Source organism: Marinicrinis sediminis (assembly GCF_042685085.1).
GTDB lineage: Bacteria > Bacillota > Bacilli > Paenibacillales > KCTC-33676 > Marinicrinis > Marinicrinis sediminis.
On record NZ_JBHUMM010000005.1, the window covers coordinates 61463 to 77027 of the forward strand.

Annotated in this window: 10 protein-coding genes and 3 pseudogenes; 7 read left to right on the plus strand and 6 right to left on the minus strand. The window is 40.7% G+C overall.

Annotated elements, in window-relative coordinates; translation table 11 throughout:
* Positions 1-113: 113 nt before the first annotated feature.
* Positions 114-1742, plus strand: a complete 1629-nt coding sequence (locus tag ACFSUC_RS03335; RefSeq protein WP_379928058.1) for a CPBP family intramembrane glutamic endopeptidase — start codon at positions 114-116, stop codon at positions 1740-1742.
* Here the strand turns inward: ACFSUC_RS03335 and uvrC are convergent.
* Complete coding sequence (gene uvrC / locus ACFSUC_RS03340; RefSeq protein ID WP_379928059.1) at positions 1708-3630, minus strand: excinuclease ABC subunit UvrC; 1923 nt, start codon at positions 3628-3630, stop codon at positions 1708-1710. The genes ACFSUC_RS03335 and uvrC overlap by 35 nt on opposite strands.
* 190 nt (positions 3631-3820) lie before the next feature.
* Complete coding sequence (locus tag ACFSUC_RS03345; RefSeq protein WP_379928060.1) at positions 3821-4378, minus strand: hypothetical protein; 558 nt, start codon at positions 4376-4378, stop codon at positions 3821-3823.
* 924 nt (positions 4379-5302) lie between these two features.
* On the opposite strand from ACFSUC_RS03345, the gene ACFSUC_RS03350 reads away from it, so the two are divergent.
* The 6 genes and pseudogenes from ACFSUC_RS03350 (at position 5303) to ACFSUC_RS03375 (ending at position 11782) form a co-directional block, all read left to right on the plus strand.
* Entirely contained in the window at positions 5303-5497 is a 195-nt protein-coding gene (locus tag ACFSUC_RS03350) for an integrase core domain-containing protein (RefSeq protein WP_379928061.1), read from the plus strand.
* Between the two features lie 180 nt (positions 5498-5677).
* A pseudogene (locus ACFSUC_RS03355) lies at positions 5678-5797 on the plus strand (IS3 family transposase); the annotation flags it as partial.
* 1250 nt (positions 5798-7047) lie between these two features.
* Positions 7048-8327 (plus strand): annotated as a pseudogene (locus ACFSUC_RS03360) (transposase).
* 448 nt (positions 8328-8775) lie between these two features.
* Positions 8776-10632: a hypothetical protein gene (locus tag ACFSUC_RS03365; RefSeq protein WP_379928062.1), complete on the plus strand. Its 1857-nt coding sequence runs from the start codon at positions 8776-8778 to the stop codon at positions 10630-10632.
* A gap of 384 nt (positions 10633-11016) precedes the next feature.
* Entirely contained in the window at positions 11017-11310 is a 294-nt protein-coding gene (locus ACFSUC_RS03370) for a transposase (RefSeq protein ID WP_379928063.1), read from the plus strand.
* A gap of 22 nt (positions 11311-11332) precedes the next feature.
* A complete protein-coding gene (locus tag ACFSUC_RS03375) occupies positions 11333-11782 on the plus strand; it encodes an IS3 family transposase (RefSeq protein WP_379928064.1) in 450 nt (149 codons plus the stop codon).
* Between the two features lie 227 nt (positions 11783-12009).
* On the opposite strand, the pseudogene ACFSUC_RS03380 reads toward ACFSUC_RS03375, so the two are convergent.
* The 4 genes and pseudogenes from ACFSUC_RS03380 to ACFSUC_RS03395 all read right to left on the minus strand — a co-directional run bounded on the left by ACFSUC_RS03380 (position 12010) and on the right by ACFSUC_RS03395 (position 15563).
* Positions 12010-13092 (minus strand): annotated as a pseudogene (locus ACFSUC_RS03380) (IS3 family transposase).
* Positions 13093-13330: 238 nt separating this feature from the next.
* Complete coding sequence (locus ACFSUC_RS03385; RefSeq protein ID WP_379928065.1) at positions 13331-13645, minus strand: hypothetical protein; 315 nt, start codon at positions 13643-13645, stop codon at positions 13331-13333.
* Between the two features lie 344 nt (positions 13646-13989).
* The gene (locus ACFSUC_RS03390; RefSeq protein WP_379928066.1) at positions 13990-14409 is read right to left on the minus strand and encodes a hypothetical protein; all 420 of its coding nucleotides are present in this window, start codon (positions 14407-14409) and stop codon (positions 13990-13992) included.
* A 71-nt stretch (positions 14410-14480) separates the two neighbouring features.
* The gene (locus ACFSUC_RS03395) at positions 14481-15563 is read right to left on the minus strand and encodes an RHS repeat-associated core domain-containing protein (RefSeq protein WP_379928067.1); all 1083 of its coding nucleotides are present in this window, start codon (positions 15561-15563) and stop codon (positions 14481-14483) included.
* Positions 15564-15565: the final 2 nt, after the last annotated feature.

Genomic DNA, 15565 nt, shown 5'->3' on the forward strand with positions numbered 1-15565 from the left:
CTCGCAGCGAACATCCCCTTCTGTAACGGAGGGATGCATGTTGCGGTCAAAATGAGTATGATGAAGAAGTTCAGATTTATTGTCATTTATTTTTTATTTCGAGGAGACCTGATATGCAGAACAAACGAAATTTGATTTGGCTTGAAGTTGCGGCTGCTGTATGCCTGTTTTTCACCAGTATGATACTCGGCAATATGAGTAATCTGGAGGAAGTCCCCTCAGAGGAAGATATCAAAACTCCGCTCACTGCACAACAGGCAATTGATACCGCAAAAACGTTTATATCCGAGCAATTCGGGCAAAACCCTGCGCAATGGGAAGGATCTTCTGTCTTGCAGGCCCATACGAATCTGTCTGCCTACTTGAACAAATACAAGCTGGCTTCAGATTATCAGGATCAGTATGGAGAGAAATATCCCATTTCCTATTACGAGGTAGAATGGAAAGACCCTGCGCGCGCGAATCAGGCTACGTACATACTCGTCCATTATACGGAAGAGAGCATTCTCGGCTGGAATCAGGTCGGCTATCCCGAGGACACACCTGCCATGAGCGATACAGAGAGACTGGATCGTGCTGCTTCTGCGCTGCAAACACAAGGCTATGACCCGCAGGATTTTCAATCCACTGCGCTGGAAGATGGCCTCATTCGCTTCACCTCTATGGCACAATCTCTTGAGGATGCCCGGCTGACGATTGAGGTGGAATTGCTTGGAGGTAACGTATCCGCTTTTCATGCCTATTTTGCCCCGCCACAGAGCTTTACAGACTGGTTTCAGAATGAAATGAGCCAGCGTGATCAGCTGTCCATCATCAGCTTGCTGCTGTCGCTCTTTATGACCATCGCCGCAATTGTTACTGTGATTCTATATCGCAAGACGGCTTCCTTCAGCCGCGGTATTCTCCTCTCGATCGCGGTGTTGGCGCTGCTGTTGTTCGAAAGCTTCAATTCCTTGCCAATGCTGGAGGCTTTGTACCCCGAACAGCCGGACCGAGACGCAGAGGCACTTTTTCTGGCCGTCGTGAATGGCGTCATCTATGCCATATTAGCCATATCGCTCTATTTATCACTGGTAGCGGGAGACAGTATGTTCCGCACTCTCGGCAAATCTTACTGGCCAAGGTGGCGTGATGCCGGATATCGGGGCCATGTGCTGTCCGCCATGGGCCGGGGCTATCTGTATGCGATGATTATTCTCGGGGTGCAGCAGATTATTTTCTTCATCGCCGAAAAGCAGTTCCATATCTGGACCTTTGATGATCCGCAGTTTTATTCCGAGAACTATTATTACCCGCTGCTGTTTCCGTTAGGCGCCTGGGTAGCGGCCATTATGGAAGAAGGGACATACCGACTGTTCGGCATCTCCCTGTTTCAAAAACTGTTTCGTTTTCGCTGGATCGCAATCATTTTCACCAATTTTATCTGGGCGCTCGGGCACATCTCGTATCCGTTTTTTCCGCCCTATACACGTCTGGTCGAGGTGTTTATCATCGGATTTGTCTTTACGTTCATATTCCTGCGCTACGGTTTTATCTGCGCGGTGTTTGCCCACGCAGCACTGGACTGCTTCCTGATGGGGCTCTCGCTAACCTTTATCGGAGGCGATGCCAATGGCTGGATGGCCTTCTTCTACATCTTGTCGCCTGCCCTGATCGCATTCCTGATTGTGCTGCTTCATCGCATCATCAAAGGCAGACAGGAGGACGCTACAACGGACTGGACCCGACCTGCCCGTCTGTAGTCCGAACGTTTTGCGGTTCCGTTGGCGCCTCGTCACGCAAATGCTGGAGGATCGACTCCACCAGCTTTTCCCCGATTCCGAGCGGCTTGAAGTCTTCGACTTTGGCCTCTCGGATTTTTTTGAGTGAGCCGAAATGCTTGAGCAGTGCCTTGCGTCTCTTCTCCCCGATGCCCGGAATCTCATCCAGCTGGGATTGCACCATCGATTTTCCTCTCGCTTGACGGTGGAAGGTTATGGCGAAGCGATGCACTTCTTCCTGGATACGCTGCAACAGATAGAAGGCTTGGCTGTCACGCGGCATGGGTACGATCTCTGGCGGCTCTCCAATCATGAGCTGGGCGGTCTTGTGCTTGTCATCCTTCACCAGTCCGCATACCGGGATATCCAGGCCAAGCTCATTCTCCAATACATCGATGGCGGAAGAAATCTGTCCTTTTCCACCATCTACCACCAGCAGATCCGGCAATGGCAGCCCTTCCTTCAGCACGCGCTCATAGCGGCGGCGAATGACTTCGCGCATGGTCTCGTAATCATCCGGCCCCTGCACCGAGCGAATCTTGTATTTCCGATATTCCTTCTTGGCCGGTTTGCCATCCAGGAAAACGACCATCGCTGAAACGGGATCAGTTCCTTGAATGTTGGAATTATCAAAGGCTTCAATGCGGTGGATCGGCGGCATTTGCAAATATTCGCCCAGTTCATGAGCAGCGCGAACGGTGCGCTCTTCGTCTCGTTCAATGAGTCGAAATTTCTCATTAAGGGCGACCTTGGCATTTTCATTGGCCATATCAATCATGCGCTTCTTCAGACCGCGCTGCGGAAAATGCACCTTCACCTGCAACCACTGCTCCAGCATGGCGGCAATGTCCTCGCGCTGCTCGTGATCAGCCAGCAGCACTTCCTTTGGCAAGGCGGGATTCTCACTGTAATACTGGCTGACAAAGCTCATAAAATCATCGTATTCATCCCCATAATAGGGGAAGGTCGTGGCTCTGCGCTCCATCATTTTTCCATTTCGCATATACAAAATCTGCACACACATCCAGCCATTCAGGACGGCATAGCCCAGTACGTCGCGATCCATCGTATCGGCGGTCGTGATCTTCTGCTTTTCCATGACAGCATCAATATGGACAATCTGGTCACGCAGTTCCTTGGCTCGCTCAAAATTGAGCTGCTCGGAGGCAGCCAGCATTTTCTCGGTCAGGTCTTGCTTGATGTCCTCATGTCCGCCATTGAGAAATCTGCTGATCTCCTGCACCATCCGGTCATATTCGGCCTGGTCCACCTCAAACTCGCACGGGGCAATGCATTGACCCATGTGGTAGTACAGGCACACTTTATCCGGCATATTGGTACATTTACGAAAAGGATAGAGCCGATCCAGCAGCTTCTTCGTTTGCTGGGCCGCATAGGCGTTCGGATAAGGGCCGAAGTATTTGCCGCGATCCTTCACGACACGGCGGGTCACCTCGAGGCGCGGATGCACCTCTCCCGTAATCTTGATATACGGGAATGACTTGTCATCCTTCAGCAGTACGTTGTAGCGCGGATAGTACTGCTTGATGAGGTTGCATTCCAGAATGAGTGCCTCCATATCGCTGGAGGTGACAATATATTCAAAGTCTCGGATTTCACTGACGAGACGCTGGGTTTTCGCATTATGACTGCCGGAAAAATACGAACGCACGCGATTGCGCAGTACTTTCGCTTTACCGACATAGATAACGGTGCCTTGTTCGTTCTTCATGAGATAGCACCCGGGCTGTTCAGGCAGCAAGGCCAGCTTGTTGCGAATGTGCTCCTGTACTTTCTCCCTCTCAGCTGGTGACAGGGAATCCCGCAGTGGCGGCTGCTTCAGTTGAATTTTCTCTACATGCTTATCCATGTATTCCCCCTCCTCGGTGATAGGCTCTTCTCAGCTCCACCCTGTATGCTTGAAATCATAAAACTTATAAATTCAGAAATGATGTCTACTCTTCATTGTATCATATGAAAAAACCCTTCCACACAGGGCGAAAGGATTTTTCAGTGAAGGTAAGAACTGGATATGAGTTGGAATCTTGAAAGTGTGTATCTTAACAGGAATCTGCTGTGAAATAAGCGACATCTTTGAAATCATCATAGAAATAATGATTATAGTCATGGAGACTGGTTTGTTCAATCAGATTTACGTGTTGTGCAGGGCCAAACTTGTCAAACAGATCGCTTTTTAATTGTTCCATCGTGCAACCATCGAATAGATAGCCAACACAATCATGAATTTCCGGAATGTACAGTGGTGTTCCAAAAAAATCAGAAAGATGCAAGCATACTCTTCTCAAAAATATACGTGTCTCTAATTCAAATTGAAAATGATGCCATCTACTCACATGCCATAATTCGCATAAGTGTTTGCCCACCACTATCTTTAGCCCATAGGGTCCATCCAATGTTAAAGCACTGTCAAACATATAGTCATGTTTAAGATCTTGAAGACTGCCTACCCAATTCCAATCCTCTTCGTTGTGGTCTTTATTTACAAACAGATGGATCGGAAATTGTTCCCTTAACCTTTCGTGAAGTTCATACATATCCTCAAAAGTTTTCTCAGAATAGCCGAACATTGCTGTGAAGTTAACTCCCAAACTGTCCACGCTCCAATCCGTCCAGTAGATTAGGCCATACTCTCCCACTATTGCTATGCTTCGATGATTATGTCAGATCGTCCAAAGGAAGGATCGCAGAAAAATGGGCGATCCTTCCTTCTATTTTGTAACTGAAAACGGAGTTCATATTTATCCGTTTATATCCATTGGATATCTGGTATGTATTCAAATCGAATACATACATCCCCTTTTGCATCAAAGCTCCAATAAACGAAGACAAAACTATTAGAAAACCTATTTGTATGCCATTCTAATCTTGCGGCCTTTATGGCTTCTACTTCTTGAACAACCACTAGCCAACCGCTTAAGTTTTCGATATGCCACCCACGTTCGTACCTGCTATTCTAAGCCGTTACATTCCTGAGAATTACAACAATATGAATAAACGGAATGATCCCCGTTTCAATGATTTCATCGTTTATCGATATCTCAATCTATTTTTTATGTTCACTACAATTAAATACGCGAGCGAACCTAAAAAACCATATACATATAGCTTAATATTAAAATAGATGATCAAATGAACCAATAGCATGATGTGTAACGTGCTAAATATAGAAATAGCTATCCAATCATCAAAATCAAAATTTTCTTTCACTCCGAAGATTCGTTTCGTGATATGCAGCACTTTTTCCATGACAAACTCCTTCTAGGCGGAACTAACTTTCTTGAATATAATATTTTTCCATATAATATCTTTAAAATTCTGATTTTTCAAGAAAAATATTAGCCAGCTAACTATGAAATTCTCTGGGTTATTACGAATTTTCTTTTCTGATCTAGGTACTTCTGGACGTTAAATATAGCCAATTCGATTTCGAATTTATTATGGAGTGATAGTATCTTCAATGAATATCCACTTTTCCGGATAACCTCTTCAAGCGACAACAGTATGCCCATACAGAGAAACCCGTGATTCGATCCGATAATGGCACCCAGTTTACATCCAAAGCGTTTGCCAATGCGTGTGAAGAGCTAGATATGGAGCATGAACGGATTCCACCGCGTACACCAAATATGAATGCGCACATTGAAGCCTTTCATCGCATTTTGGAAGACGAATGCTTGTCTCGCCATGAGTTTCAAAGCGATGTGGAAGCCTACTAGGCTGTCACAACTTTCATGCAGTTTTAGAATACAAAACGCATCCACTCCAGCATTGGGTACCTCGCTCCTACGGACTTTAACAAACGAAAACAGTTAGGAGAAGTTACTACAAAGGAAGTCAGACTTTAAAAATGATAGACAGGTTTAGATTGAAAGTGAATGGCTCAACGATGACAAGTTCAAACTCGCGCAGAAGCTAAAAAAGCGATCTTTGAATATATTGAATTATTTTATAATCGTGTAAGGACACATTCATCTATTAACTATGTGCCACCATGCAAGATCGAAGATGCAGCATAAATATGATAGTCTAATGATGATAAATGAGGCCTTCTACCTTTCTATTATTTTGAGGCAAGATCATATATCTCGAATCTATATGAGAACAACGAGCAAGCGGTTTATTATTTATAAGACGGGATAAAAACTACTCCGGCTATTAACAGCAGTTATAAAAAGGGGATAAACTTCTGGTATTATGCTTGGAAGCCCTATCTGGCGTAGCTCTCAGAGGAGTATGAAAAGGATAAATTAGAATCATTTTGGGATCATATCCAAAATTCTATTCTCTCATCGACTTCCAATGATTTACTATATGCGATTACTATTTAAAACTCAATTGAATCTATTATATTTCTACCATTCATAATATTTACACGAATTTTATTTTTCAACTCCTCTTTTTTTACAATATCATAAGATGCTAAGTTTATACGACCATTAAATGAATAATTACGTATATTATCGAAAGTCATGTTTTCCGCTATTATGAATTCAGTTTGAACGGTTTCGTTCTCAAATCCCTTTAGTAATATTTTAATTGTGTACAGACCAGAGTTGTTATAGTAGTTCTTCAATGTTATTTTATAGTATAATGTAGGATCAGGTGAATATTTATCTAATGTTACAATCGTCTGATCGATCACAATTGAAACATCGCGTTTTCCTAGTTGAACAAATATCAAAACAAATATAATCAATAATATGAAACTAAAAGCAATTATCATTTTTTTTATTCTCAATATTCCCATTCCTTCCATCGTATGCTGAAGATTACAAAAACGGTATTTGCTCTATTACTGATCTATCAATAAAAATATAAACGTAATTTCATAAGTCGCTATCATCTTACTCCAATGATTTCTTTATTAAGCTTCAACTTAAGTTCTGTATCTTTTTTTTAAAATCAATTATTTTGAATCAATTTCATAAATCTAAACCCTTGATATAATCAAGTTTTTTGAGCATAGAAAAAGGAGTACCTTCCTAAATCTCGAATAGATAAGCGACCAAATAATACCAAGAGACGAGATGAACTCCATTTGCCATATATTCGACCCTAGAGCCTATTTACCCTGCAAGACTTATATCAAATGGAACAACGTCATCGTTTTGCCTCCATTTTCGAAACCATAGATATTACGAATCAATTTCATAAATCCCAACCCTTGATGCAATCAGGTTTTTAGAGCATAGAAAAAGGAGTACCTCCCCAAATCTCGAATAGGTTAAGCGACTAAACCAACCAATTGAGATGAGGTGAACTCCCTATGTCATATATTCGACACGAGAGTCTGTTCTCCTTGCAAGCATTATATGAAATGGAACAACGTCATCGTTTTGAAGCCATCTTTGCAACCATAGATATTACTCCAATTCTGTCCTTGGTCAGGAAAATGATCTCGCCATGGTGCTCCAGTTGAGGTGAATTACACAGCTGTGGTCTACTCGCTTATAGCCAGAATTGTAGAGCGAATCCCTACCATTAAAAACTTAGTGAAACGACTTCAGGAAGATATTCAGTTTCGGATGGATTGTGGCTTCATGCTTTCAGAATCGATTCCATCGGAGGCTACGTATTCTCGCCTGATTCAAAAGATCAGCCAGAGCCGTGCCTTAGAGGAAATCCAAGCAAAGCTGCTGGAGCAGGCGATGATCGAAAAGTTTGTGTCTGATGACACAGTAGCTATTGATACCACTCATGTTGAGGCTCGGGACCAAGCTCCAGCCAAGGAAGAAAAAGAGAAGCCGGAGCCGAACAAACGCGGTCGTAAGTCCAAAGAAGAACGAGACGCCTCACTAAAACAAAAGCAGTTAGAAGAAGAACAATAGCCGCTTTATGAGAAAGAAATTGCTGCTCAATTGGTCGAAACTTACTCTGTCTTACGTGACCAGATGCCAGTAGAGCCCCGGTGGGGCGTGAAGAAAAGCAGTGAAGGCAAAAACGTATTTTGGTATGGCTATAAGGCCCATCTTCTTGTGGGTACACAGAGTCAATATATCTTAGGTGCCTTACTCTCATCAGGAAGTTTAAATGACGGGAAGGCGGCCATTCCACTCCTAAAAGGGGTGAAATCCTTACATCCAAGCTACATCTTTAAATATGCAACCATGGATGCAGGATATGATTTTGAACCGATCTATCAACAAGTTCGCATAGCAAAAGCCCATGCCATCACCGCCTACAATCGTCGACGAGAACCGGAAATGGTAGGATTTGATGAGCACTTTGCTCCTACTTGTGTGCGAGAGCTGTCCGTTAGCCCATGATTCACTTTGCCAGAAGGACTACAAAATGAAAATAACTACAGATCTTCGCAAGTGCACCGCTCCAGCCCGTGGGACAAAGTCTTGGAAAGAGATATTCAAGAAGCGAACTGCAGTGGAGCGAGTGAATGCCTACTTAAAAGAGTATTTTCAACTCAATATTGTGCGGCACCGCTCAGGAGAGAAAGCGAGGACTCACCTAAACTTGGCGGTATTGGTTTACAACAGTACAAAATTAGCTTGTGATCGTCTAAATCGTCAGATGAATCGACAAGCAGCTTAACTTTTTCAATTGTAACATCCTAATTGGGATGTTCTAGCTATCTTTAATATGATGCATTATGAATTTGATTCAATACATTAAACAAAAAAATAAAATAATTATATATTTGTAATTAGTAATAAAATAAAGAGACTACAATAATCGACATTATCACCTATGGTTCGTTATATACTTTAAAAGATAAAAATGGTAATCTTAACTAGGATGATCATCTGCCAAAAAATTAACGAGGTGAACTATGAAAAAATCTTTGTTATTATCGCTCTCAATTATTTTTTTGTTATCATTCTTAAGTATTACCCCTGCAAAGAGTCTAAAAGCTGTTTCTAGTGAAAATCAGGAGAAATATATCTTAGAGATTTACAATGAGAAAGGTTTCTCATTGAATGAATTTGCCAGTAATATTAAATATTCCTAGGTTCATCCATTAGAATTTAGAGGAATTGTATTGATAAACGATCAAGAAATAACTTTTGGGGTTAATAATATTAACAAAGCATCGTACGAAGAGTTTGAGAAAAAAATTGATGAATTATTGATTGATGTGATTGCAGAGTACACAGACAACGATTTTATCGATAATAAAAAGGTTTTGTCGATAAAAGAATCACTTAAAGTTAAGTTAATATCATTTGAGGACAAAAAAGAAGTTATTGATAAATTCGATAAATCATTGATAATGAAAAATGAGAAGTATAAAAAAACAAAAATAAACAAAAAAGAGCGTATTGATAAAATAAATCTATTAAAGAAACAAAAAGAAAAAAACAAAGTCAAATACAAAAAAGAAGATTCTAGCATCGAAATACCTTTTGAAAACTATGATCCTTCTATAGATGAACTCCAAGAATATAAACAGAAAGCAAAGGAACAAATAAAGAAGAAAGAAACCACTAATACAATTAAGAAGAGTGATTCAGTATCAATCTTATCATCGTATCCACAAGGAGGACCATCGTTCACTGATGAACCATGCGATTCCTCTTCTATTAATCCTCATTGTGGAGATTCACAAGACAGACTTAAACAAAAACGGAGATTCAACGGGGTGGATGTCTCATATAATTGGCTCCCTTACTGGGTAAGTGCAGTAACTTATCAAGTAAATAATTCTACCAAGAAACGTGTAGTTAATGTGAAAATGATGTGGGATCAAACAGCTTTAAATAATCTGAATATTGATTCAAATGAAGCAATTGAAATGGAAGCGCTGTTTTATAACTATGGAGATTTAAGTGATGTTCCAGGATATGGGTATGCATATATGTACACTGAAGGTGAGGGTTGGAGTACAAATCTACCTGGTGGATATCTTGATACAAGGGATTTAGATCCAGATACTGAAAAGTCTTATGCTGTAGGCACAACATATACAGAGTTGATGGTACCAGAAAAAGTCTATGAATTTACAATATATGGATACCCAATTCCAAATTATGCAGAGCAAATTACTGGGGGCCTTTGGCAAGTAAATATCCAACGTGGTTATTGGTTTGACAGTACTAATTATTGGTTCAGACAAATTCGTGGTTCTGGTGATGAATGGTATGTTTTTAATGAAGAATATGAAACAACTGCAAAATTCAAACAATATCATCGCTATAACAATTTATTTTGGGCCCCTGGAGGATTCCAAGATTATACTGAAACAAACTACCACGACCAATTTAGATATAAAGAATCATTTAACCCATTAAACACTTATAATAGCAATGTATATACTGGAAGTATTCCAAGTGGGGGATACGAAGTTTATAAAATGCAACTAAATACTGCTAACCAAATAAGAATAAAAACATCCTCTTCAGGTTCTAATTACGATACAACATTAAGACTATACAACCACAATTTTGAAGAAATAGCTTATAATGATGATGCTAATGGCTCCTTGTATTCTGAAATTAATCAATACTTAGCTAAAGGTGATTATTACGTGGTTGTAGAAGGGTATTCAGGTAACCAAATGCAAAGTTACCTATCCGCATCCATTGTGCCTTCTATTGGATATGAAAGTATAAACATCGGTGAAACTAAGTATATCGACATTCCTCAAAACGGAAGTAAACGATATGTGTTTAATGCAAATACTACTGGTTCTCGTGACTTTACGACGGGATATTGGCAGACAAATGCTGATACATATCTATATTTATATGACAGCAATGATAATTTAGTAGCGTCTAACGATGATTACAGTGGTTACTACTCTAAAATTACTCATTATATTAGCACGAACCAAACTTTTTACATTGAGGTAAGAGGATATAATAATAGTGCTGTTAAATGCACACTCACACTCCAATAACACTTTTTTGTAAAAAAATATTAAATAAACATTTTATATTGTATTTAAATTCAATATAATTTAATTGGATGTCTCCCATGAATTCGGTAAGCTAGTGAGGCATCCTTTTTCCTTTCTTATGATACGGTCATTATATTCTACAACCTCTGGTAGGAAATACCGTCAGCTTTTGGGTACTATGATTCAGCGGTAACACTCGTTGTTCTTATATAGATTCGAGATATAGAAGGAAAAAGAGAACGCCGAGAAAAAACGCCCAAGTGCATCTTCTGGGCTTTTTATGCTATGCTCAAGCATTTATTTCTGTGTATCTGTGGGAGAAAAAACTATCACTCTCCCGTAGACTGAGACACGGGAGAGTGATAAATAAGTTATAATCAAACTATGGAAAAACGAAATCGATATGCCTCAGAATTCAAAACCAAAGTCGTCCTTGAAGTATTACAAGAAGAACAGACGGTAAATGAAATTGCAGCAAAATATGAAATTAGTCCAGTGATGTTGAGTCGTTGGAAAGCGGAGTTTATGGAACGTGCTTCGATGGTATTTGAGAAGAAAACCAATGAAGTCGAAAAAATGAAAAAGGAGTATGAGAAAAAGCAAGAACATCTGGAGAAGCTGGTAGGCCAACTCACGATAGAGGTCGACTGGCTCAAAATAAAATTTGGCCTCAAATAAACCGATAGAAGTACGAAAAAACATGGTGGAACGTGGTCATGCACGTGTCCATATGAAACGTCAATATAAGTTGCTAAGCATCAATCGCACCAGCTTAGATCGTAAACCAAAGAAGAAGCAACCAAGTGATGTCAACATTCAGCTCATGCATCTCATCGATGAAATCTATACGAGGCATCTATACTTTGGCTATCGAAGAATGACCGCTTGCCTACAGGAGCGCGGATTTCATGTCAATGTAAAACGTATCTGCCGTTTGATGAAGATCATGGGGCTGGAAGCGATTTATCCCAAACCTAATTTGAGCAAGCGACTCCATGCGAAATATTGTCGTCCTTATTTGCTGCGGGGTTTGACCATTGATCGTCCTAACCAAGTCTGGGGAGTAGATATTACGTATCTTCGGATGGGCAAGGGCTTTATGTATCTGTTCAATATCATCGATTGGTATAGTCGCAAAGTGATCGACTAACTACGAGTTGTCTAGTAACCTAGAGAAAGGCTTTGTCATAAGGTGTTTGAAACGAGCGTTCAGCCGTTGCAAGCCTGAGATCATGAACAGTGATCAAGGCTCCCACTTTAAGAATCCAGCCTATCTGGATCTCCTTCAAAAAAAAGGAATTCAAGGCATAACGGAACTGACCCCCGTCTTTGAGAGAGGGATCAAAACACCATTCAAGTTTATGTAGCCAGTCGCCTTTAATCAAAGGGTGACTGGTTATTTAGTTTTCTTTGAATCCGAATTTTGTTATAGTAAGTGATATAATCTTGAACGGTCTGTTCCACGATTGCCGTCGTTGTGCAGGTTAAACCTTCGAGATAGCATGATCAGCAGGCGTTCCTTTTCGGGACCTGCTCATGATCATGCCTTTTCCTTTTACAGCCTCTTGATACGACTGGGACGTATAAACACTGCCTTGATCACTATGGAGCAACGTACCAGGTAGGATTGGCAATTGATTTAAGGTATCGAGTACAAAAGTAGTGTCCTGCTTGTCCGCTATACTGTACGCCACAATCTCCCCGTTAAACAAGTCTAAAATACTCGACAAGTACATCATCTGTCCACCGAACGGCAAATAGGTGATGTCTGTGACCAGCTTTTGCATAGGTGCATCTGCATGAAACTGTCGCTGTAGTACATGCTCAGCTATGTGTGCAGGCTGTCCATTTTGTCTACGTTTCTTGACTCTGACCCGACATTGTAGCCGCTCCGATCGCATAATACGCTGCACGTGTTTATGGTTGATCCGCTTTTCGTTCCTAAGCAGCGCTGTAATTTTGCGATAGCCATAGCGAAATTTATGCTGGGTACAGAGTTCTCGGATTCTCTCAACGGTTTGATCCTGCTTTCTGTTCTCGCAGGCCGCTTTCCAGCGATAGTAAGAGGCACGTGCTATTCCGAGCCACTTACAGGCTTGGGATATGCTAATCTCTCCTCGGATAGATGCCATCCAGGCGATGACGATTCGTGGTTCACCTCCTTTCGATCTCCTTGTACTTTTTTAGAACGTCTATTTGCTGCCTCAAAAAGCGATTCTCGGCTTTCATCATCTCGAGTTCTGAAGCGTACGCTGGCCCTTTTCCGTAGCTGTACGGTTTCCCTACTGGCTGCTTAGGTCGCTTCAGCTCACCGTTGTGGTACCATTTCAACCAGGTCCCAATCTGTGTCTTATTTTTTATGACGAGCTGTTCCATGATCTCCTTGACGGGGATACCCTCCAACCTCATTTCAATCGCCTTCATCTTTGTTTCCACGGGATAACTCACTCTAGTTGCCAACGCAAAAACACCTCCAAGGATATTCCCATATCATACGACATGGTGTTAGTTTCTTGAAGGTGTTTTGATTTGTCTCACACTATGGGGTCAGTCCCCTCCATCTTACGACATGGTAGTCTTTTCTTGAAGGTGTTTTGATTTGTCTCACGTTATGGGGTCAGTTCCTAACTTATTCCTCAGAAATTTGTGTCTTGACAATGGGGAGCATTACACAAAGCCAATCAAGGTGTGATTGATATTACTTTGCTTTTTTCAAGTCTTTTCTAGCTAAATCAACTGCTACCGCTAATTTTTTTTGGTTAATTTTAATTAAACCTACTTTATATTGTGATAAAGGCATGGAATTAATTGTCGGTACTACATCTTGAATAGTCCTATTTAATTCAATATCAGCAATTAAAGAATCATTTATTAGTATTTTGTAAAAATCCTCTTCTTGTTCAGGTATCCAATGGAGAATATACCCCGTCTCCAAACTAGGAAAACTTTGACGAAGAACATCAAGTAATCTTCGCTTTCCTTCTTCTTCAAACAATGACTTATTTGAAACCAATAATTGCTCTCTTATTTCTTGTTCAGTTTTACTTCCAATAAGTTTCAGCTTGTATCCCTCCCATATCTTATTTTATTATTCCTGGTGATGCTGTAACTAAGTTTCCATGACTATCGGTCAAAATGGTCATCGTTGAGGTAGGATTAAAATCATTAAATTTGTCAGTACCAATAGGTTTATCCAAAGTAACCTCTCTTACATAGCGAATCCCATTTGCACTATCTAGAGTTCTAGTTACAGGAGTATTCACTACATTCTTATCTGAAAGTATGGTACGAAGCTCATCTTGAGAAATTGTGAATTGTGATTTGTTCTTAGTTGAAATGTGTTCTTGTACAACGTGTTTACATTACTGATATTAATTCTAGATTGTACGATAGGGGGCATTCCTTCGATTTTAGCCTTCCCCTTGTTGTCATTACTATTAGAGTCATTATTATTCGATTCTGATTTTTTTCCTTGGAATCCTCCTTTTCCTTCTTCTTTAATTTTACATTTCTCATTCTAATATTCGCCTTAACTTTCACCTGTTGTGGGACTTCATATTGATCACCTGTGCCTCCTACTAGTGAATCTTCATGTAAATAGGCAGACATATCCAATGCATCGTCAAATGATTCATAACCATACTCCTCCATTTCGGAGTGTATATTATAATAATGATCAACTAACCATCGAGCGCGAATATACGATGTGTTAAAACCATATTCTTCTGAATATCCTTCATTAAACAAATAACTATAGTATACTCTCGTCTTAGCCATATTCTCTAGAAGGTCTGGATCAAAAGTTATATCAAAATCAATTGGATCTGGATTGCTACATGATATCTGTTCTAAGCAAGCAAACCAGTATAATCCATAGGCAATATCCGTTTTTTCAGATGCATAAATGCATAAACACCCTCTAATTGTGATACGTACTCTTCCGCAAATTTTTTGGCGTTCTCTGACCATTTGCTATTAAAACTATCAGCCATATCCCCTGCATTCCCTGTACCTCTAGTATATGCAGAAGCCTTAACTCCACCACTTGATAAGGAGTCCGGATTGAGTAGATAGTAGACAAGATCGTCAAATACAGAAGAGTTTGGTATACCTCGTGCCGTGTACATTTCATTTTCTTCGTAATTAGGTGAATACAGATCATATATTGACCTAATTTCTTCGGCGGTTGGCCCGTGGAATCCTTTACTTAGAATACTTTTATGATCCCAACCGTTTTCTTCAGTGTACACCCAGTCTTGATCAGTATCTTTTTCTAACCAATCAGCAACATCGTTATTATCCTGATCAAAATGGATCATATCTTCATCTGTGTCTACTTTACCATCCCGATCCCAATCTAGCCATTCTGGTATATCCGATCGCGCCTTTTTATACGACCATCCATATTCTTCATCATAGGTCCAGTTGCTATCACCCTGATTCCAATCTGCAATGGAATCTCCATCTTTATCAAAGGCTGATTTGTCTTCTCTCGAATCCAATACGCCATCCCGGTTCCAGTCCAACCAATCTGGGATTTCGGAGGCATGACCGCTCGGGTCTATATAGCGTATCGGATCATTATGTGCATACGTGTACAGATTTAGGCTAAGCGGGTTCGTGTCCTCTCCCCAGTAGCTGTCTTCACTAATGAAACGTCCAGTGTACGCATTGTAATATCTCGCTCTTAGATAATAGAGACCTGTTTCTTCATCGTAGAACTCGCCAGCGTAACGAATGGCATTGCTATACGTTTCAATAGTTAGAATCGGGTTGCCGAAGATGTCATAGTCATACTGATACTCGATCTCTCCGCTCAACAAATTTTGTAAAACTCTGCTTTTGTCGTTTTCGGTCGAATAAAATGGATTTGTCGAAATATACAAAACCAGCCACGCAAAATCCAAAACTTCCACGCGGCTGGTTTTCATGT